This window comes from Flavobacterium johnsoniae (assembly GCF_030388325.1).
GTDB classification, from domain to species: domain Bacteria; phylum Bacteroidota; class Bacteroidia; order Flavobacteriales; family Flavobacteriaceae; genus Flavobacterium; species Flavobacterium johnsoniae_C.
The window spans coordinates 4552460-4574922 of sequence record NZ_CP103794.1; the positions used below are offsets into that span (position 1 = coordinate 4552460).

Sequence of the window (22463 nt, forward strand, 5' to 3'; positions counted from 1 at the left end):
TTTAAATTACCAATTAAAAATTGCAATTACATTTAAAATAGGTGCAAAATGAAAAATCAACCTCAAATACAAATAGAAATGGAAGCTGAAACTAAAATTCAATTTAATCCATTTTCCCCTGAAATCGAAAGAGTAATTCATACCACAAATTCGCAGCAGGAAATATGGACTGATTGCATTTTTGGCGGGATTGATGCTAACAAGGCTTACAACTTATCTGTATCGATAAATTTTAAAGGAAATTTAATCATTGAGATTTTTGAGAAAGCTGTAAAAACTTTAATCGATCGTCATGAAGCTCTTAGATCTTCTTTTAGTCCAGACGGTCGCTTTATGTGTATTTATAAAGATTACAACATCAAAGTTTCTCAAAATGATCTTTCTGAAGCGCCTCCAATTGAAAAAGAATCTTCTATAGACAAACATATTAGAGAACAAGTTAGCGAGCTTTTTGATCTAGTAAGCGGTCCATTATTTAGAGTTAATTTGCTTAAAATTGATGAATTTGAAACAATTGCGACATTAACAATTCATCATATTGTAGGCGATGGACTAAGTATCGATATCATTCTAGAAGAACTCGGCGTACTGTATTCTGCTTATCTTGAAAACAAAGAATACGAACTGCATGCTCCAGAAAAATTTAGTGAATTTGCCGAAAAGATAAATTCTTTTATGGAAAGCAGCGATTACAAACCATTAGAAGATTTTTGGATTGATATTTATAAAGAATCTGTTCCAACTATCGAATTACCAATCGACTTTGTAAGACCTTCATTAAGAACATACAACAGCAGCCGTCTTGATTTTGCTTTTGATGATGCTATTATTAGTGAATTAAAAAATATCGGAATAAAAACGAGCAGCAGTTTAGTTACGACTTTACTTGCCGCTTTTGAGATTTTTCTATGCAAACTTACCGGACAAAATGATCTAGTAGTAGGTTTTCCTTCTTCTGGAAATACATTATACGGTATGAAACAGCTTATTGGAGATTGTGTAAATCTTCTTCCTCTTCGCAGTAAAATCAATTCTGACATTAGCTTTCTTGACTATTTAAAACAAAGAAATACCCAATTATTTGATGCTTACGAACATCAGCAAGTTACTTTTGGGCATCTTTTAAAGAGTTTCGCTATTGCGAGAGATCCGTCTAGAATTCCTCTGGTTCCGGTTATTCTTACTGTAGATTTAAGCAGAACTATCGAAGATGATTTTTCATACAAAGGTCTTACTCATAGCTTTAAGCCAAATCCTAGAGAGTACGGAACGTTTGAGATTCAGCTGCATATTTTTAGAGCTAAAAGCGGTCCTTCATTTCAATGGACTTACAACACGACTTTATTCAAACCAGAAACTATAACAAAAATGATGGCTTCTTTTGAAGAAATCATTAAGGAAGTCATTGTAAATCCTACAAGTCCATTGTCTGATATTGTTGGCGGTAATTATTTAGCAGATTATGCTGAATTAAATAATACCGAAATGGCTTATCCTGATATTACTCTAACAGAGTTACTTAGAAAACAAGCAGAAATTACACCAAATAAAACAGCCGTAGAATTTCATGAATTAAAAACTACTTATAAAGAATTACACGAAAAGGTAAATCAAATGGCGCATTATCTGAAAGATCAAGGCGTTCAATCTGGCGATTTTATTGCCGTATCTTTTCCTAGAAGTCCAGAATTACTATATGCATTACTTGCTATTATGCAATGTGGTGCAGCCTATTTGCCATTAGATCCGGATTATCCAAAAGAGCGTTTAGAATTTATGCTTAAAGATTCTAATGCAAGAGTTTTATTGACTACTAAAACCCTGTTTGCATCTTTGCCATCATGGCCGCAAACACTTTTTATAGAAGATGCTACAGAAACATTAAATAAGTATTCTGCATTACCGCTTCCGTTTATGGTTAATTCAGAAAATAACGCTTATATTCTTTATACATCGGGATCAACAGGAAATCCGAAAGGTGTTCCAATTACGCATAAAAATTTAGTAAACTTTCTTTGCAGCATGGCATTGGAGCCAGGTATTAGCGAAAATGACCGATTACTTTCTATCACAACAATTTCTTTTGATATTGCTGGATTAGAACTGTATTTACCATTGATGAAAGGCGCGACATTGATACTGGCTGATCAAGAAACGGCAAGAGACGGAAGACTTTTACTTGATTTGGTAAAGAAAGAAAATATTAATTTCCTGCAAGCAACTCCAACAACTTGGTCAATGCTTTTAGATTCTGGATGGTCTGAAAAACTGCCACTTAAAGCATTATGCGGCGGTGAAGCAATGCCAGTAGATCTTGCCAACGAACTTCTATCTAAATGCGATACGCTTTGGAATGTTTATGGCCCTACAGAAACTACGATATGGTCGTCTGTAAAACAAATAAAAGCCGAAGATAAATTGATTACCATTGGAAAACCGATTGGAAATACTCAAATTTATTTAATTGATACCCAAGGTCAACTTGTTGCGCCTGGAAATATCGGAGAGATTGTTATTGGTGGCGATGGTGTTGCAAAAGGTTATTGGAACAGACCAGAACTTTCATCAGAAAAATTCATTTCGAATAGATTTTCTTCAAACAAAGAAGATATAATGTATCGTACGGGTGATTTAGGAAAATTACTTCCAAACAATGAAATAGAATGTTTAGGACGTCTAGATCAGCAAGTTAAAATTAGAGGTCACCGTATAGAACCTGGAGAAGTTGAACAAGCATTAATGTTATTAGACGGCATAAAATCTGCCGTAGTTCTAGCCGATGAAAATTTCTTAATCGCTCACATTGTTCCAGAAACAAGCATAGAAGAAGCTGAAAGTCTAGTTGCTTCTTGGCGAGAAACTTTAAGCACTCGATTACCAGCGCAATTAATGCCTCACGATTTTAATATAATCGAAAAAATACCAACAACTTTAAACGGTAAAATTGATCGTAAGGAATTAGCAAAATACAAAGCCAATAAAAAAATCTCTTATACGGCACCTCGCACTGAAGAAGAAAATATTGTAGCGACGATCTGGAAAGAAAGCTTAAATCTAGAGAACATAGATATTTTTAGTGATTTCTTCGAAATGGGCGGACATTCGATAAAAGGTGTTAAAGTGATGATTGAAATTGAAAAACATACTGGAATCCGAATTCCGTTGTCTTCTCTATTCAAATATTCAACGGTTGAGAAATTTGCTAAACTATTAAACACAGGAACAGAAATTTATTCTGATTGTTTAGTTCCGATAAAACCTGCTGGAAACAAAGTGCCTCTTTTCATAATTCATGGAGCAGGATTGAATGTTTTAAACTTTATGAATTTGAGTAAACATTTTGATGAAGATCAGCCTATTTACGGAATTCAAGGTACTAAACCAAAAGGTTTTGACGGATGGTATGAATCAATTGAAGCTATGGCTGCGCATTACATTGATGCTATTATCAAAGTAAATCCGAAAGGTCCTTATGCTTTGGCTGGTTTTTCTTTTGGAGGTATTGTTGCTTTTGAAATGACACGCCAATTGAAAGAACAAGGAAAAGAAGTAAGCTTAACTGGCCTACTCGATTCTTATGTTGATTCTTCTTATTATTATGGAAGTTACAGAAGAAAACAACTTGTAAGATACTTCGATTTAACTCATAAAAGATTAGACTTTTTAAAGGAAATGTTATTAAGCTGGAAAGCTTTCAAAATGCGTATTAATGGAAAAAGAGAATATATACTGCAAAGACATTTTGGAAAAAAAGTCGAAATGACCGAGCAAGAAGAATTAGCATTGCAGCAATTTATTGAAGCCGATCGTATGGTGAAAAAAATTGTTGATCTCTATCATCTTAAACCTCAAAATTTTAGAGTGGATTTATTCCGATCAAAAGATGATGAAAATTACAAATTAGATCCGACGCATTTAGGATGGAAAAAAGCGGCTTTAGGTGGTGTTACAATTCATAGCATTTCAGGAAATCACCTCAACATTGTTGCTCCGCCAAATGACAAAGTTTTAGCGAGATTACTTCAAGATATACTAGATGAAAACCATGAAAACCTCTAAGCTCTCTATTTCGTTTTTAGAGATAAAAGGTGTTGATTTTAGTCCAGAAAAAGGGTATTCTTTAGATAGTGATGATATTGTTATTTACACTATTTATTTGCCCAATTTCATGGATATGAAATCAGATTTATCTCAATTTCTAAATTCTATTGAACTCAAAAGAGTCAAAAGATATTATAAAGAAATTGACAAAGATAGATTTATCATCTACCGATCTATTTTAAAGCTCATTTTAGCAGCTTATACAAAACTAAATATCAAAAACATTTATCTTGATTATGACTTTAATAAAAAACCGTATTTAGCTTCGCATCCTTGGCTGCATTTTAATATTTCTCACTCAGAAGACTTTGCAACGATTGCGGTTTCTAGAAAAAAAGTAGGTTTAGATATTGAATATATGAGCAAAGATTTCAACTTTACAAGTATGCTGCCAGATGTTTTTAACGATGATGAAACAAAAATAATTGAGAATGCCAATGATAAAAAAAATACTTTTTACACTTTATGGACAAGAAAAGAAGCCTTTGTTAAAGCTTTAGGAAAAGGTATCGACGAAGATTTTAAATACATTCCTTGTCTTGATGGCGAACATAATCTTGATTTTTCATTAATAAAAAACTCTCAAAACTGGCAAGTAAGAAGTTTTGATCTAGCAGATGATTATTTGGGCGCGATAGCTTTTGAAGGTTTGCCAACAACTTCTGTAAACATAAATTTGTATAATGTATCGCAAAATATATTTTCATTGTTAGAAATGGTCAAATAGCATCATTTCTTCATTCTATGAAATAAAAAAAAATTAAATATCAGATTTAAAAGCTGCTTTATTAAGTGGCTTTTTTTATTTGCTTTATGTTAAATAAATACTATATCGATTTTTCTTTTTCACTTTTATGAATGTTAGCTATTTGCAAAGCAACTCAAAAACCAATTTTAACAAAATTATCGCCATTATTTTGACCATATCTTTGAAAATCATGCGAAATAATCGAAAAATTATTCCATTTACTGATAAAAGTTATAGATTTGTTTCAAAAAACAATAGCAATTTTATTCCTTAAATGGAGAATACCTCAACAGATATTTTATTATGGCAACAGATAAAAAAAGGTGATATTACCGCCTTTGAAAAGCTGTATGATATCTATGCTGATGTTTTACTTACTTTTGCTTTACAATATACTAACGAAGAATCTCTTGCCAAAGATGCGATTCATGATGTTTTCTTAGACATTTACAAATACAGAAGCGGTCTCGCCGAAAATGTAAATGTAAAATCGTATTTGTTTAAAATTACCCAGAGAAATGTTTTCAAAAAGAATAAAGCATCTCAAAAAATATTTTCTTTAAGTTCTGATTATGATTCGGTTATACTAAAAGAACTTTCTTTTGAAGACACCTTAATCGAAGAAGAAAATAATACTGCCCTAAATTCCAAACTGGCTTTTGCAATGCAGGAACTTACCGAAAAGCAACGCAAAGCATTGTTCTACAGATTTAATGAAGACAAACCTTATGAAGAAATTGCATCTATTTTAGACATTTCTATCGAGTCTTGTAGAACACTGATATACAGATGTTTGAAAGAACTCAGAAAAAAACTTTAAAAAAAGGTTATTTTTTATGTCTATGTTTTACAAGAGTTGTTCTCTTAGTATTATATACCCCATAAAAACATCGCCTTGCAAATTAATTTTAACAAAATATCGAACGATGAAAAAGATTCTTTAAAGAATCAAATTCGTCACGGACTGATCGAACTTCAGCAAAAAGAATCTAGACGCAGGAAAAAGAAAAGATTTCTTGCTTACGGAGCTGCTGCGAGTGTCGTTTTATTAGTCGCTTTATTTATGAATCAGAATTCATCAGAAAGCGCCAAACCTCTAACAGCATTAGAGCAATTTGCCCAAAATTCTAAATCGACAGAATCAAACCTAGATTTAGAGAATATTTCTCTTGTCTTGCAAGATCAGAAAACTATTTCGGTGGAAGATAGTACTGTAATTAGCTACGGAAAAAACGGCGAAAAAGTTACTGTTGGTCAACAAGCAATAAACACAAATTCTAATAGCGCTTCGGCTTTTAATACGGTTAGAGTTCCTTACGGTAAAAGAACACAAATCGTTTTGACTGACGGAACAACTGTTTGGCTAAACTCGGGTTCTTCGCTAATTTATCCGACTCAGTTTGATGGATCTATTCGTGAAGTATACCTAACTGGTGAAGCCGCTTTTGATGTGGCTCATAACAAAGCCAAACCATTCTTTGTAAAAACAAAAGAATGCAATGTAAGAGTGCTTGGAACGGTTTTCAATGTGAGTTCTTATCCAGAAGATGAAACGGTGCAAACGGCTTTATTGCAAGGAAAAGTTAGAATTACTTACAACAAAAAAGGATTCTTAAACAATCAGGAGCTTCAGGAAGATTTGACACCAGGAATGATTGCTACAATCAATAAAGATAAAAAACAGCTAAAAGTAGAACATAAAGATGTTGCTTCGATTCTGTCTTGGCGAGAAGGTTATTTTACTTTCAAAAGTCAGTCTTTGAATACCATTTTGAGCAAGCTTTCAAAATATTATAAAATAGAATTCATTAAGGGATCAAACCTAAATCTGGATGCTAATTATTCGGGTTCTTTCGCATTAAATGAAAATCTTAATTCGCTGGCAAATACATTATCCAGCATTACAAATAACAGCTGTACTGTTAACGCAAACCAAAGAACTATTACAATTAAATAAATAAAAAAATCAATTCAAAAACCGTAAATGCCTATGATATAAAACCAAAAATAAACATATCAACCTTATTTGTAAAAACTAACCAAAAAAAAACCAAAAGATGTTGGAACCATCTTTTGGCATTGTAGAACGGTAGTCAACGCTAATTGACTAACTCTTAAATTCAAAACAAAATTATGAATAAAAAACATAATTCAGAAAAGTATTTTTCTGGACGATACCACTATTACCTATATCTGCTGCTTATGAGATCTGTTACTGCATTTATCTGGATAAGTATGTGTAGTTTATATGCGAACCCTTCTTTAGGACAAAATAAAATACATGTTCGTTTCAAGAACACTCCGCTAACTGAAGTTTTTTCTACTTTAGAAAAACAGACTAATTATGTCTTTTTCTATAATGATGACGTTTTAAAGTCTGCCAATACCATTACTTTGGATAAAGACGCAACTATAGAAGAAATCTTAAACAACGCCTTAAAAAGCAATAATTTAACTTTTGATATTATTGATAAACAAGTTGTTGTAAAAAGAAATAAAAAGAAAGCAGAACAATTAGAATATGAACTAACAGGAAAAGTTACCGATAAAAAAGGCGCTCCGCTTATTGGTGTAAACGTAATCTTAAAAGGAAAACAAAACTGGGATATTACCAGAAAAGAAGGAGAATATAGAATGAGAGTTTCTCCTTATGATACTATTGTTTTCAGTTCTTTAGGTTTTAAAACCGTTACAGTTGCTGTAAACAATAAAAGAGTTATTGACGCAACATTAGTACCAGATGTTATGGAACTTCATTCTGTAGAAATCCCAGTATCAAATGGTTATACTGAAATTCCGAAAGAAAGAGTTACTGGAGCAATTGGCGTAATGACTGCAAAAGAATTGGCAGAAGTTCCAACAGTTGACATTCAGTCAAGATTAGAAGGAAAAATGGCAGGTGTAAATGTCGATCCAAGAACTGGTTCTATCAGTGTTCGAGGAACTAATAATTTTAGCGGAACGGGATCGCCGTTGATAGTTATTGATGGTTTTCCGCAATCTAGAGAAGATTTCGCCTTCTCTAAAAGAGGTGTTCCGGGATCTTCTATTTTAAGTTTTCTTAACCCAGACGATGTAGAAAGCATTACCGTTTTAAAAGATGCTGCTGCAAGTTCAATTTGGGGATCAATGGCTGCAAATGGAGTTATTGTCATTACAACCAAAAAAGGTAAAAAAGGCGAGCCAACAATCAATTTTAACACCACTACAAGCGTTGGAGAAAAAATCGATTTGGGAAAACTTCGCGTTATGAATACTGCTCAATATATTGATTACGAAAAAGACCTTGTAAATGGCGGATTCGTTGTTGACAATATTTCAAACTGGCAGGCGCTTAATCCGAGTGCTGCACAAGAAATAATGTTTAGACAAAAAAGAGGTGAAATCACTGTTGCTCAAAGAGATCAATTGTTGGCACAACTTGGACAAAATGATAATTTAGGACAGATAAACAGATATTTGTTAAGAAATTCACTTACAACTCAATATGATTTATCCATAAATGGAGGAAATGAAAAAAGCACGTATTATTTGTCTTTAGGATATAATAAGGATCAAGCAGCAATGCAAGGAAATGATTCTAAATCTTATAACATTACATTAAACAACTCTTTTCAGCTTAAAAGCTTCTTAAAGTTAAACACAGGAATTAATTACGTTCCAACAACGTATCAAACTAATACAGTTGCAAACGAAGCTTTGTCTAATGTATCGGCTACGGCTTTACGTCCTTACGATATGATTGCCGATGAAAACGGAAACGGAATTGATCGTTATTATCTTTTTAGACCAGAAGTTTCTAAAGGATTTGAAGCAAAAGGATATCTGCCTTGGTCTTACAATTTTTTAGATGAACTAAATTATTCTAATGTAATAACAAAAGGTGCAAATATCAGATTAAATGCAAGTTTAACAGCAACTGTTACAAATTGGTTAAACTTTGAAGCATCTGGAATGTATACTTCTATTACAAACAAAACCAAATCGTTAAGCGAGTTAGATAGTTATTATACTCGAAATATGATTAACCAGGCAACATCTGTTAATACAGCTGGAAAACTAGTTTATGGTATACCGTTGGGATCTTATTTATATAATACGAACACTAACAACGATAATCAAAGTATGCGTTTTCAAATGAATATCAATAAGAATTTTAACGAAAATAATAGTTTACATTTCTTAGCGGGTACAGAAGTTAGAGAAGAACGCAGAGAAGGTTCTAGCCAAAGATATTACGGATATAATATTGACACTAATTCTGGACAATCTGTAAACCCAACAGTTTATTACAATACGGTTTACGGATGGCAAAGTATGATTGGAACTTCTGATAATAGTATCAGTATATCAAGAAGTCGTTATTTATCTTACTACGGATTGGGTTCTTATGATTTTATGAACCGTTACCATGTTTCAGGAAGTATTCGTTTTGATGATGCAAACATAATTGGAGCTTCTAGAAAAAATAGAGCATTGCCACTTTGGTCTGCAGGAGGTAAATGGGATATTAATAAAGAATTTTTCTTAAGAGATGTAAACTGGCTGAGCAATTTAGCTTTTAGAATTACTTATGGTAAAGGCGGAAGTTCTCCAAGCGGCGGATTTGGAAGCCAAAGTCCTGTAATTAGTATCGGAAGTGTAGATTTTAATACGCAATTGCCAACAGCTTCTATCTCGATACCAGAAAATCCTGAAATTAAATGGGAAACAACAACAACGTTAAATTACGGTTTAGATTACGGTTTCTTCAATAATCGTTTAAGAGGAAGTGTTGATTTCTATTATAAAAAAACTGAAGATATTTTAGCAAATCTTCCTTTCAATCCAACTTACGGATGGTCTTATGTAAATTATAATACAGCAACTCTAAAAGGACACGGCGTAGATGCATCTCTTTCGGGAACTGTAATAAATGCGGCTTTTAAATGGAACAGTAGTATAAATTTCTCTTATAATACTAATGAAGTTACAGACTCTCGATATGTATTAAATAGCACCAATCAGTATTTTGGTTCATCACCAATGGTTGGAACAAGTATCGGAACAATCTATGCTTACAAATGGGCTGGTTTAGATGCAACCGGACAATCTCAAGTTTATAAAAAAGACGGCACAATTGTAACTTCTAATCAAGGTATTGCATCAATTGATAAAGACGACCTGAAAAAAATGGGAACTTCATTTGCTCCTTATTTTGGAGGATTTATGAATGATTTCTCTTTTAAAAATTTCAGATTAGGAGTACAGATGACTTATTACGCTGGACACGTATTTAGAAATACAGTATTACAAAATTATCCTTCTTATTCTGGAGTACAATATGGAGCTGTTGCTAAAGATGAACTTGTTGCACAAAGATGGAGACAAGCTGGAGACGAAGCTACTACAAATGTACCTGGTTTAACAAATATCAGCTACAACAGCTTAAACCGTTATCAATATGCAGATATTAATGTACTTCCAGCAGACAATATCAGATTGCAGCAGGTTTCATTAGGATATAATGTACCATCAGAATGGTTACAAAAAACATTTATTAAGTCGTTAAGTTTCAATTTTGCGGCTAGAAATTTAGGGTTATTATGGGTTAAAAATGATTTAGGAATCGATCCACAATACCTATCAAACGGTAACTATAATACACTTGCGCCACAACGCAACTATACATTACAGTTTAATTTCAGTTTTTAATTTTAAAAAATAGACTTATGAAATTTCTAAAATCTACATTATATATATTCCTCCCTTTACTTTTACTAAACTCATGCCGAGATTATGTTGAAGTGGAACAGGTTGGAAACAACAGAATTTTAAAATACACCTCTGATTACAGAGCTTTGGCAAACAATTATAACGATATGACTTCTTCTGGAGGAATTTATCTTATTGCAAATGATGATGTTGAATTTCCAACAACGTATCAAAATGGAGTTACTACTATTTGGGGTAACAGTTACACTTGGCAAGACAGAATATACGATCCTTCTCAAGGCGATTCAGACTGGACAGGATTATACAAAGCGGTGTATTACAGCAATGTAATTCTAGATGGCGTAATGGGCAGTGAAAAAGGAACAGACGCAGAGAAAAAAGAAATCACTGCTGAAGCTTACGTTCACAGAGCATTTGCTTACTTACAGTTGGTAAATACTTACGGACCACAATTTGATCCAACTTCTGCGAATTCAGAAAAAGCAGTTCCGCTATTATTAAAACCAGAATTATTTTCTTCTTTAGAAAGAAATACAGTTGGGCAAGTTTACGATCAGATTATATCAGATTTAAAAAGTGCTTTGGATAATGGCATTCAAAACGATCCTCAATTCAATGTGCTTCCTTCAAAAAGAGCCGTTTATGCATTGCTTGCAAGAACGTATTTGTTAATGGGACAATATCAATTGAGTCTTGAAAATGCTGATAAAGCTTTACAGATGCAAAACAGTTTAATTGATTTTAAATCATTAGCTACAGCTTACAGTTATCCAGTTTTAATTCAGAATCCTGAAGTTATATTCTCAAAAACGTTGCTTTTGACTTATAACGGAGCGCCATTATCCACAGAGCTTTTAAATAGTTTTGGAGCCAATGATTTACGTTACAATTATTACACAGCTCCAGGAACTAGCTTCTATCCTACTTACACTGGAAGAGGTTTCGGAATATACACTTACAGCTATACAAACGGAATTAATATCGGAGTTTCTGTTCCTGAAATGTATTTAATTGCTGCTGAATGTTATGCAAGATCAGGAAAAATTGCAGAAGCGGTAAACTACCTAAATATTCTAAGAGCAAAACGTTTTAAATCGGGAACAGCTTATACTGTTTCGGCAACAACAAACAAGGAAGCTTTAGATTTGGTTTTAGCTGAAAGAAGAAAAGAATTCATCGGACGTGGCTTCCGTTGGTTTGATCAGCGACGTTTAAACTTAGATCCAGTTTATCAAAAAACATATACCAGAGTTTTTAAAGGTCAGACTTACACTCTTGCGCCAAACAGCGATGGTTATGTATTCCCAATCAATCAAAATTATATCGATTTAAGCCCTGAGTTAGGGAAATAAAAAAACTTACAATGTTTACAAAAATTAAAAATATCAAATTATTGGTATTGGCGTTCTGCGCCTTTACCTTACAAGTTACAAGTCAAGAAGTTAAATCGAGATTACAAGGAATGGTCGACATTCCAACTCCTGGATTAACTTTCAGCATGACTTACGATCCAAAAGGCGGACCATTAGAAAACGTGAAAAATATCAGCGGTTATGCCTATGTTTTCAACGATTACAGATGGCAAATCGAAGATCTTAAAATGAAAAAAAATGGCGCTGTTTACAGCGCCGATTTTACAGTTCCAAAAAACTGTGCTTTTATGGCTTTCAAATTCTATGGCAATACAGAAAATGGTTTAGTTACCGATACAAATCAAGACACAGGATATATGTTGGTTGCTTTTAAAGAGCCAAAAGTAAAAATGCCTGGAGCAGATTTGGCTTGGGCTACTTTTAGAAACAAAGATTTCAATGGTCAGTTTGGCGGTTATTTTAAAGATTTTTCTATTGATGGAGATGCTACAGAATATTGGTTAAAAAAGGAAGTTTCAGCTAACGGAAATAGATTTCCTGAATTTTTTGATACTTATTTTGATGTTTTGAAAAAACAGAAACCTGAAAAATTCGAAGAATTGGGAAGTAAATTTTTGGGTGACTTTACGAAAAACATGAAAGGACTTCCTGAAGAAGTGTACACAAAAGTACACCACATTTATTTATTCGATTTAAAGAATAAAACAAAGGCTGATTCTCTTGAAACTGTAATCACAAAACAATTTCCAAAAGGAGCTTTTGTAAGACAAAAAGCGTATCAAAAAATTATGCCGATTGCCGATGCTGCAGAAAGAAACAAAGTAATGACGCAGTTTTTGGCTGATTTTCCATACAGTTCTGAAGTTCCGCCATCACAGCAGTACTTCTATGATAATATTGCCAAAATGCAGTTTACTTACTATTTCGAAAACAAAGATTACAAAACGATTTTGTCAATGATTCCGACAATGAATTTTGCTAATCTAAACGATGCTTATCATCAAAATATTTCGAAAGCATTGTATTTAAAAGTAGTTGATCCTGCGGTTATCGAAACTATGGCAGTACCAATGATTCAGCAAATGCAGAAAAAAGTAAACGACATGTCTTACATGCAGGGAATTTACTGGTCGCCAAATCAGGCAACTGAAAATGCAAAAAATCAGCTTAACAACGAATTGGTAATTCAGATTCGTATGTACGATATTTTGAAAAAATACAAAGAAGTTCTAGAAACTTTCGAATTGCTTCCTTTTGAAAAACGTTACGAAAAAGCAAGTATCAACGATATTCATATCAAAGCTTTAGAAGCATTCAATAAACCAATTATCGAGGTTCTAAAAAACGCCGCAAGAGCAAATACTTTATCAGAAGCTTCAACTGCAAAACTAAAAGAATGGTTTTTGAAAGAAGGTAAAAAAGAAGCTGATTTTCCTGCTTACTTAGAACAATTGAAAAAAGAAAACAAAGCAGAAGAAAAAATTGCCTTGATTGATATCGCAGCTCCTGCAATTAAAGTGCAATCTGCAGACGGAAAAACAAAAGATTTAGCTTTAAACAGCGGAAAAATTATTGTAATTGATTTTTGGGCAACTTGGTGCGGACCTTGTAAAAAAGCGTTTCCAGCAATGCAACAATTGGTAAACAATTTTAAAGAAGACAAACAAGTCGAAATTAATTTTATCAGTACTCAAGAAACTAAAGAAGGTTATAAAAAAGAAGCTTTAGCTTATCTTAAAGAAAAAGGTCTAAAAATCACTACTTATTTTGATTTAGTTAAAAAAGGTGGTGGAACAAATAATGCTTCTTTTACCAACTATGCTCAAATCTTTAAATCAAGCGGAATTCCTAGAAAAGTTGTCATCAAAGACGGAAAAATCCGTTTTACATCTGAAGGTTATTCTGGAAATCCAGGACAGTTAGTTGATGAACTTACAAACGTTATTAATGCTTTAAAAAGCGAATAATTGCTTTTGAAAATCAAAAAAATATGAAAAAAATAGTTTTACTATGTGCGCTCGCTTTGGGTGCGCATAGTTTATCAGCTCAGAAAAAAGCAGTAGACGAATCGGCTTATCAATCTTGGAAAAGAATTAATTCTAAAGCTTTATCTTATAATGGAAAATGGATGTCTTACACTACCGTTTTTCAAGATGAAGAAAAAGAAAACAATAAACAGATTATTATTCAGGAAGCTCCAAAAGGAAAACGTTTGGTTTTGGAGAATATTAGCGATTTAAAATTCATCGGGAAAAAAGACTGGATTCAGTACAGCAAAAACGACAGTACACTTTTGCAAAATTTAAAAACAGGAGCAAAAAAACTTTGGAAAAGCAAGCATTACACGAATCCGCTTGAAGGAACTGATTTTCTATATTACACGCGTCCAGAAACGCCAAAAGGCCAAATCTTTTTACAACGTTTGGTTTGTTATAACTTAGAAAGCAACGACAGTATTTTTGTAAACAATATTAAATCGTCTCGTTTTTTAAAGAACAAGTCGATTGTGTATTTACAAGTTGAAAAAGATCAAATATTTCTAAAGCACGGAACAATCGGCGGAAAACAAGAAACTGTTTACAGTGGAAAAGCTTCTGATTTTGGAGATTTTCAATTAAATGATAAAGAAAACGGAGGAACTTTTACTTTAAAAGGAAGCAACAGTTCTGAATTCAATATGGTTTATTATTTCAATTTGAATACGAATTCGACGAAAGCTTTATTCAATTATGATGAAATTGCTTTAAACGATCCTAATTTTTCGATTTCAAAAACCGCTTATGGTTTAAACGAAAATGCTCAATTTATTTCTTTATTGATAAATTCGAACAAACGTCCTGAAAATACTCAGATTGCAAAATCAAATGTTGAAATATGGAAATCGAATCAAGGAACTATGGAACGTAGACAGGAATTGTTGAGAAGTTCTAAAACGCTTCCAAGTGAACAAAAATTCATTTATGACATTCAAAATAAAAAAGTTATAAAAGTAGCTTCAACTGGCGAATTTGATCAGGTTTTAATTCCAGAATCTGGCAATTTTAAAGGAGTTTTTGCTATTGATAAAAAACCTTATACAGTTGAAGTAGATTGGACTTTTAACGAAAGAAGCGATATTTATTGGATTGATGCTGAAACAGGAAAATCAACCAAAGTGCTTACAGGTGTTTTTGGAGGTATTTCATGGAATCCCCAAGGAAGTTTTGCGGTTATGTATGATGAAAAGCAAAAAGTTTGGACTGTATTTGATTCAGATTCAATGCAGTTTAAAAACATTAGTTCGCAAATTCCTTTTCCGGTTTCAGACGAAAACGTAGACATGAAATCTGCTAATACTGCTTACGGAATTGCAGGCTGGTTAAATAACGGAAATACGGTAGTTTTATACGATCAGTTTGATTTGTGGGCAATCGATCTTACGAATCAAAAAAAGGCTTATTCTCTGAGTCAAGGTTACGGAAGAAAAAACAAAGTTGAACTTCGCTATGGTGAAGAAGGTTTTATTGGTAATTTAGATCAAAAGAAAACAGTTACTTTAGTTGGTTTTGATTTCGATCATAAATCCAATGGCGTTTACAGATTAATCAACAATAATTCGGTAACAAAAATATTTGCCAATCCAGATTACAATGTTCGCGTTGAAGCCGTTTCTGGAGATAATTCAAGTGTTTTATTTTCAAAATCAAGCTATACTATTTTTCCTGATTTGTGGTGGGGAACTTCTAGTTTTGGATCACAGTCTAGAATGACAGATATCAATCCGCAGCAAAAAGAATATGCTTGGGGAACTACAAAGGTATTGACTTGGAAAAGTTTTAACGGAAAAGAAAATCAAGGAAATCTATATCTTCCAGACAATTATGATAGCAAAAAAACATATCCTGTAATTGTTCATTTCTACGAAAAACACACAACCGATTTTAATACGTATCAATTGCCAGAAGTAAGTTCTTCTAATATTAATATTCCAAGTTACTTAAGCAGAGGTTATATCGTTTTTCAACCAGACGTACATTATGTTTATGGCGATGTTGGAAACAGCGTTTACAATGACGTAATGAGCGGAGTTGAATATTTAATTGCAAATGGCATTACCGAAAAAGGAAAAATCGGAATTCAAGGACATAGTTTTGGAGGTTACGAAACTTCTTTCTTAACAACTAAAACAGATCTTTTCACTTGTGCGATTGTAGGTTCTGGCGTAAGTAATTTTACGGCAAATTATCCTGTAATGCGATCAAATGGTATTTCGACTATGTTTAAATACGAAGCCGATCAATATCGTATGGGAAGTTCGATGCACGATAATCTTGACGGATACATTAAAAACTCGCCTTTATTTTCTGCGAAAAGCATCAAAACACCAATTTTGATTTTCCATAATGATAACGACCGTGCAGTTCCTTATCAAGAAGGACAATCTTTATTCTTTGCACTTCGTCGTTTAGGAAAACCTGCTTTATTAGTGAATTACAAAAAAGAAGGACATACTTTAGACGATGCCGCAAACAGAAAAGACTGGACAATCAAAATGCAACAATATTTTGATTACTACTTAAAAAGTTCAGCAAAACCAGACTGGATGTAATTTAATGCTTAAAAATTAGACGCGGATTTTACGGATTCGCTATCGCGAAGACGCGGATAAAAACGGATTTAATTTAAAAAAAAATCTGTGTAAATCCGCGTCTTCGCAAGGCGAATCTGTTTAATCCGTGTTCCATTACAACTGTTTTTTGAAGATTTCAAATAAACAGCAGGGACTTTTTATACCTTTTTCAAACTAAAATTCAATCAAAAAAAGAACAATAACTATCAAAAATGAAAGCAAAATTAATTTTAGCGCATTTCTTATTTCTGGCTTTAACTCAGGTTTCGGCGCAGTTTAAAACCACTTTTCCGTTACCCAAAGAAGTGGTACACGGAACATTGCCAAACGGAATGCAGTATTTTATTATGCATAACGAATGGCCAAAAGACAGAGCCGATTTGTATTTCGTGCAAAATGTTGGAGCAATTCTAGAAAACGACGATCAGGACGGATTAGCGCACTTCTTAGAACACATGGCTTTTAACGGAACGGAACATTTTAAAGGAAAAGGCATCATCAATATGCTCGAAAAGCAAGGTGTTTCTTTTGGGAAAGATATCAATGCTTATACGGCTTATGACGAAACGGTTTATAACATCAGTAACGTTCCTGCGGACAATAAAACCTTATTAGATTCTTGTATGTACGTGTTGCATGATTGGTCTGGATCTCTGCTTTTGGCAAATAATGAAATTGATGCCGAAAGAGGTGTAATTCGTGAAGAATGGCGTACGAGAAGAAATGCAGATTACAGAGCGGGAGAAAAAATTGACAAAGTAGTTTTTGCAGGTTCTAAATATGCAAAACGAAATGTAATTGGAGATTTGAATGTTATCAATAATTTCAAATATCAGGTTTTAAGAGATTATTATAAAAAATGGTATCAACCGCAAAATCAGGCTGTCGTGATCGTAGGGGACATCGATACGGCTTTAATCGAAAAAAGGGTTAAAGAGATTTTCGGTTCGATACCAACTCCAAAGAAAATCAACAAAAGAGAATACGAAAAAATTCCTGTTCAAAAAGAAAACCGTTACGTTCTGGCAACAGACAAAGAATTACAGCGTTCGGGAATTTCACTTTCATACACTCAGTCAAAACCTTTGGTTCAAGATGAATCAAAAATGACAAAAAGTATGCAAGAAAGCTTGGCGATGCAATTGATGAATATTCGTTTTGGAGAATATATCATTAACAATGAAACTGCAGGTTTATCTTTTGGAGTTTCTAACAATAATCTTTCTAGGTTAGCAAGTAAATTTTCGATAAACATTACACCAAAAAAAGGCAAGTTTTTAGAAGCATTTTCAGAAGCTTATAGAGAATATGAAAGAGCAATTCAAAACGGATTTACGCAACAGGAATTAGACCGTTTAAAAACTAAAATGCGCAGTAGTTATGACAATCGTCTGGCTAATAAAGATAAAATCAGCAACGGATCTTGGGCAGAGCAACTGCAAATGTATTTCTTAGAAGCCAGTCCAGTAATGACAATGGACGAAGAATACAAATGGATGAATAACTTTCTGGATAAAGTTACATTTCAGCAAATTAATAGTGTTTTTAGAGCTTTAGAACCTAAACAAAATTTAATCTTATCCGTTTCTGCTCCAGAAGATGCGTCAACTAAGTTTCCTGAAGCAAATGATTACTGGAATGCGATGAAAATCATTTCCAACAGCAAATTGGAACCTTATAAAGAAGAAGAATTAACAGCTTCATTAGTAAAAGAACAATTGACAGAAAAAGCAATTGCAAAAACAAGCGACATTAAAGCATTCGCGAATGCGAAAGAATTTACTCTTGCAAACGGCGCAAAAGTGATTATTTACCCAACAACTTTAAGCAAAGATCAGATTTTATTTTCTGCTTACAGCTCGGGAGGAAATTCACTTGTAGATTGGCAAGAACTTCCGTCGGCACAAATTGCAACGGCTGTGGCATCTTATTCTGGTTTGGGCGATTATAAATTTACCGATTTAAAAAAGAAACTGACTGGAAAAACAGCAAGTGTTAGTCCGTATATTGGAGGTTTATATGAAGGTTTTAACGGAAGCAGCAACAAAGAATCTTTAACAACTTTACTGCAGCTGACATATTTATATTTCCAGCATCCGAGATTTGACACGACAACTTTTGATAAAATAAAAGAACAATATCAAAACAAACTAAATAATGCTCACAACAGCAATGAAAAAGCTTTAAACGATACTATTTCGGTTTTAAACACCAATTACAGCAAACGAAATTGGGCATTAAATCAGGATTTTATCAATGCTTTTGATTTGAATAAAGCGAAGAAATTCTACTCTGAACGTTTTTCTAATGCAGGAGATTTTACCTTTTTATTCGTCGGAAGCATTTCTGAAAAAGATATTGCTTTAATTAATACTTACTTAGGAAATCTTCAGTCAACTTCAAAAACAGAAAAATACGTTGATCATAAAATTTATATGAAAGACGGAAAAACGGAAAAAACCATTTTCAGAACAATGGATACGCCAAAAACAACGGTTTATCTTCATTTAGAAAACAAAGATGTTGTGTATTCTAAAAAGAATAAAATTCTGAGTTATATGGTTTCTGAATGGCTTACGAAACGTTATTTGGAAACAATTCGTGAAGAAGAAGGCGGAAGTTATGGTGTTCAGGTTGGAGCCAATTTATCGCAATCACCTACTCCATTATTTTCTTTAGAAATCAATTTTGACTGTAATCCTGACAAAGCAGATGCATTGGTGAAAATTGTACACGCAGAATTGGCAAGAGTGCAAACAGAAAACATTCCGTCAAATATGTTAGAAGACATTAAACAATCTATAATCAAGAATAATCAGGAACAGTTAAAAGAAAATAGTTACTGGCTGAGTGCGCTAACTTCTTACGTTCGCAACGACGAAATGCCTCTTGATATTGAACTTCTTAAAAATACATTAAACACTATTACAGCAAAAGATTTAAAAGAATTTACCGTAAATGCTTTAAAAAAATCTAACAGCGTACAAGTGCTAATGAAAGCAAAATAAGAATCTCTTATAAACCAAGTTTCCAGATGGTTTATAATATTCTTATCGATTTTTTTATTTTTTATTTTAATTAGTTTTTAAGGGCTGTCTATTTTAGACAGCCTTTATTGTTTTTTTAATTAAGATATTTTAATTGATGGCACAATCGTGGCTCTTTGTATAAACAAAGAAATAACATGGAAAAAACAATTCTTTTATGTTGCGTCTGAATTCGTATATTCGGCCTTTATTTTGAAAAAAGAGAATGATTGCAAAATTGAATGAAAGAAAATCCTATCCATGGATTGTTGTTGGCCTGCTATGGTTTGTTGCTTTATTGAATTATTTAGACCGACAAATGCTTTCCACTATGAAATCAGCGATGATGGATGACATTCCTGAATTGGCTAAAGCTGAAAATTTCGGTCTTTTGATGGCTGTTTTCCTTTGGATTTATGCGCTAATGAGCCCTGTTTCTGGAATTATTGCGGATCGGTTTAACCGAAAAAGAATCATCATAGGCAGTCTTTTTATCTGGTCTGGAGTGACTATGGCAATGGGTTATGCCACAACTTTCAATCAGATATATATTCTGCGCGGTATTATGGGTTTTAGCGAAGCCTTTTACATTCCTGCTGCCTTATCCTTAATTGCAGATTACCATCAGGAAAAAACGCGCTCTTTTGCAATTGCAATTCATACCACTGGAATTTATTTAGGACAAGCACTCGGCGGTTTTGGTGCCACTATTTCTAAGTATTTTTCCTGGCATTTCAGCTTTCACTCCGTAGGTTTATTCGGTGTACTTTACAGTTTAATACTTATATTTTTTATACAAGAAAAGAAAACTTATTTCTTAGATCCCACAAAGAAATCATCTTTACGCAATGAATTCAAACAGATGTTTAAAGGATTGGGAATATTATTCGGTAATATTTCTTTTTGGGTTTTACTTTTTTATTTCTCTGCACCAAGTTTACCAGGCTGGGCGGCCAAAAACTGGTTACCCACCTTATTTACTGAAACTTTACATTTAGACATGTCTATGGCTGGACCAATTGCAACGGTAACCATTTCGATGTCTTCCTTTTTTGGTGTTTTAATTGGAGGTGCCATTTCAGACAGATGGGTGATGAAACATATTAAAGGAAGAATTTACACCAGCGCTATCGGATTGTTTCTTACCATTCCGGCATTGTTTTTATTTGGCTATTGCTGTGACATAACCGCTATTGTTTTTGGCGCTGTCCTTTTTGGACTTGGATTTGGAATATACGACACCAACAACATGCCTATTCTCTGCCAGTTTGTTGCTCCCCGCTACAGAGCTACGGGATATGGAATTATGAATTTTGCAGGTATTTCTGCTGGAGCCGTTATTACAGAGTTTTTAGGAAAAGCCGCTGATAATGGCGGAATGAGACACGTTTTTGTACTGCTATTATTTGTTGTTCTTACTGCAATAGTTTTACAGTTAGTGAGCCTACATCCAAAAACAATAGATATGAAAGAGGATAATGAAGTTTAAGCACACAAACATATAACTACTTCTCTTCTGCTTTCTGGACTGTTTTGTACTTTTTCTAAAATAGTTTTTTGCTGTAAATGCATTATACAATGATTAACAATCAACACATTTTATGCATTAGGATTAGTTACATTTAATTCTGCCGCAAAAGATAAAGTATAAGTCCAAAAAGTACAGTTGAAAATAACGCATACAATTTATATATGCGCAATGTATACTTAGGAATTCTTTTTTTTATTTGTTTTTTATCTCTTGCATTTAATTTTTTGTACCATAGAAAATTAAATACAAGGACGATAATAGAACCAGCAATCATAGCATATAAATAGTATACCAATTCAAGATTAACTATTTTGCAAAATAAGCACAAAATAGTATTTAAATTTATAGATTGAATAAATGAGACATGCATAAAAATGTCTATTTCAGGATCAGAATCATACTTCTTTAATTTATTATATCTTGCTATGGAATAATCAAGCCAAAATTCTTTAAAACTAATCATTGCCTAAAATTTTACTTTTTTACCAATACGATCCATTAGTTATGATATTGAACAAATTAAAAGGTTTTATTTTTTTACAAAATACATTACAACACAATATAATAGGCCTATTGTTTAACATACCTTCTATTTTCCAAAAAAGCTGCTAAATTCGTTACCGAGCATGGAGAGAAAAACTTCTTATTTGAATCTGGATCAACCGTCCCATTTGAGACAATCCCGACAAGTAAACCATTTTCATCTACTAATGGAGCTCCACTAAGTCCTCCGAATTTCTCCGGCACAAGAATATCTTTTAATAAAATACGATTTGCAATTGTTTTATAATATTCAAATTCATATACCCTTTGAGGACCATTTTCCATTGTTCTGGTCCAGCCTACAACATATAATTTTTCTCCCTGAGTTAAAGGAGTCTTTCTTATTTCCAAAGGTATAATATTGGAAGAGCTTTCTTTTATGGAAAATACCAGCCAGTCATTGTCATAAGTTGACTTGGCTTCCAATTTCTCAGACTTGTCTTCATTTAATAATTTATCACAAATTACAATTTCGGACTTATTGTTTAATGGGTATAATGCCCAATTTTTAATATAGCTTTCCAACGACAAAGTTGTCATCCCCTCGGGCTTAATAATCTTAAGTAGATGTTTTGCTGTAACAGCAAATGTTTCATTATTATATTTTAAAAGAAAGCCGCAGCTGAATTTTGGCTGATCATATTTCGGGTTTGTAAATTCGATTCCATTCACCAAAGCTATTTCTTTGAATACTTTATTTGAAGAAATCTCCTGTCCGAAGCAACCTGCTGTCCATAAAGTTGCAATAGCAAAAAAAAATTTAAATTTCATAATACTTCCAAATTTAGAGTTCACTATCAGTCAATACAAAAACTTT

12 protein-coding genes are annotated in these 22463 nt (G+C 33.1%); 10 read left to right on the top strand and 2 right to left on the bottom strand.

All coding sequences use genetic code 11. The features are described 5' to 3' along the window. Window positions 1-48 precede the first annotated feature (48 nt). From NYQ10_RS19280 to NYQ10_RS19325, 10 genes are all read left to right on the top strand, one after another. Window positions 49-4059 carry a non-ribosomal peptide synthetase gene (locus NYQ10_RS19280; protein ID WP_289877859.1) on the top strand — a complete coding sequence of 1337 codons (4011 nt, stop codon included), beginning with the start codon at window positions 49-51 and terminating at the stop codon, window positions 4057-4059. Next, the gene (locus NYQ10_RS19285; protein ID WP_289877860.1) at window positions 4046-4828 is read left to right on the top strand and encodes a 4'-phosphopantetheinyl transferase family protein; all 783 of its coding nucleotides are present in this window, start codon (window positions 4046-4048) and stop codon (window positions 4826-4828) included. Before NYQ10_RS19280 ends, NYQ10_RS19285 begins: the two co-directional genes overlap by 14 nt. A gap of 295 nt (window positions 4829-5123) precedes the next feature. After that, a complete protein-coding gene (locus NYQ10_RS19290; protein WP_289877862.1) occupies window positions 5124-5669 on the top strand; it encodes an RNA polymerase sigma factor in 546 nt (181 codons plus the stop codon). A 75-nt stretch (window positions 5670-5744) separates the two neighbouring features. Further along, window positions 5745-6806 carry a FecR family protein gene (locus tag NYQ10_RS19295; RefSeq protein WP_289877863.1) on the top strand — a complete coding sequence of 354 codons (1062 nt, stop codon included), beginning with the start codon at window positions 5745-5747 and terminating at the stop codon, window positions 6804-6806. 176 nt (window positions 6807-6982) lie between these two features. Then, entirely contained in the window at window positions 6983-10543 is a 3561-nt protein-coding gene (locus tag NYQ10_RS19300; protein ID WP_289877864.1) for a SusC/RagA family TonB-linked outer membrane protein, read from the top strand. 17 nt (window positions 10544-10560) lie between these two features. Continuing rightward, a complete protein-coding gene (locus NYQ10_RS19305; protein ID WP_289877865.1) occupies window positions 10561-11916 on the top strand; it encodes a RagB/SusD family nutrient uptake outer membrane protein in 1356 nt (451 codons plus the stop codon). 11 nt (window positions 11917-11927) lie between these two features. Then, window positions 11928-13904 carry a TlpA family protein disulfide reductase gene (locus NYQ10_RS19310; protein ID WP_289877866.1) on the top strand — a complete coding sequence of 659 codons (1977 nt, stop codon included), beginning with the start codon at window positions 11928-11930 and terminating at the stop codon, window positions 13902-13904. A gap of 23 nt (window positions 13905-13927) precedes the next feature. After that, window positions 13928-16525 carry an alpha/beta hydrolase family protein gene (locus NYQ10_RS19315; protein WP_289877867.1) on the top strand — a complete coding sequence of 866 codons (2598 nt, stop codon included), beginning with the start codon at window positions 13928-13930 and terminating at the stop codon, window positions 16523-16525. Between the two features lie 233 nt (window positions 16526-16758). After that, entirely contained in the window at window positions 16759-19554 is a 2796-nt protein-coding gene (locus tag NYQ10_RS19320; protein ID WP_289877868.1) for a M16 family metallopeptidase, read from the top strand. A 244-nt stretch (window positions 19555-19798) separates the two neighbouring features. Next, window positions 19799-21061, top strand: coding sequence for an MFS transporter (locus NYQ10_RS19325; RefSeq protein WP_289877870.1), 1263 nt, complete (start codon window positions 19799-19801; stop codon window positions 21059-21061). A gap of 133 nt (window positions 21062-21194) precedes the next feature. Here NYQ10_RS19325 and NYQ10_RS19330 read toward each other — a convergent pair whose 3' ends face one another. Continuing rightward, window positions 21195-21566 carry a hypothetical protein gene (locus NYQ10_RS19330; protein ID WP_289877871.1) on the bottom strand — a complete coding sequence of 124 codons (372 nt, stop codon included), beginning with the start codon at window positions 21564-21566 and terminating at the stop codon, window positions 21195-21197. A gap of 107 nt (window positions 21567-21673) precedes the next feature. After that, the gene (locus tag NYQ10_RS19335) at window positions 21674-22417 is read right to left on the bottom strand and encodes a trypsin-like serine protease (RefSeq protein WP_289877873.1); all 744 of its coding nucleotides are present in this window, start codon (window positions 22415-22417) and stop codon (window positions 21674-21676) included. Window positions 22418-22463: the final 46 nt, after the last annotated feature.

Coding starts and splice junctions, on each gene's coding strand:
- NYQ10_RS19280 (WP_289877859.1), top strand. CDS start 49: ATGAAAAATCAACCTCAAATACAAATAGAAATGGAAGCTGAAACTAAA.
- NYQ10_RS19285 (WP_289877860.1), top strand. CDS start 4,046: ATGAAAACCTCTAAGCTCTCTATTTCGTTTTTAGAGATAAAAGGTGTT.
- NYQ10_RS19290 (WP_289877862.1), top strand. CDS start 5,124: ATGGAGAATACCTCAACAGATATTTTATTATGGCAACAGATAAAAAAA.
- NYQ10_RS19300 (WP_289877864.1), top strand. CDS start 6,983: ATGAATAAAAAACATAATTCAGAAAAGTATTTTTCTGGACGATACCAC.
- NYQ10_RS19305 (WP_289877865.1), top strand. CDS start 10,561: ATGAAATTTCTAAAATCTACATTATATATATTCCTCCCTTTACTTTTA.
- NYQ10_RS19310 (WP_289877866.1), top strand. CDS start 11,928: ATGTTTACAAAAATTAAAAATATCAAATTATTGGTATTGGCGTTCTGC.
- NYQ10_RS19315 (WP_289877867.1), top strand. CDS start 13,928: ATGAAAAAAATAGTTTTACTATGTGCGCTCGCTTTGGGTGCGCATAGT.
- NYQ10_RS19320 (WP_289877868.1), top strand. CDS start 16,759: ATGAAAGCAAAATTAATTTTAGCGCATTTCTTATTTCTGGCTTTAACT.
- NYQ10_RS19325 (WP_289877870.1), top strand. CDS start 19,799: ATGATTGCAAAATTGAATGAAAGAAAATCCTATCCATGGATTGTTGTT.
- NYQ10_RS19330 (WP_289877871.1), bottom strand. CDS start 21,566: ATGATTAGTTTTAAAGAATTTTGGCTTGATTATTCCATAGCAAGATAT.
- NYQ10_RS19335 (WP_289877873.1), bottom strand. CDS start 22,417: ATGAAATTTAAATTTTTTTTTGCTATTGCAACTTTATGGACAGCAGGT.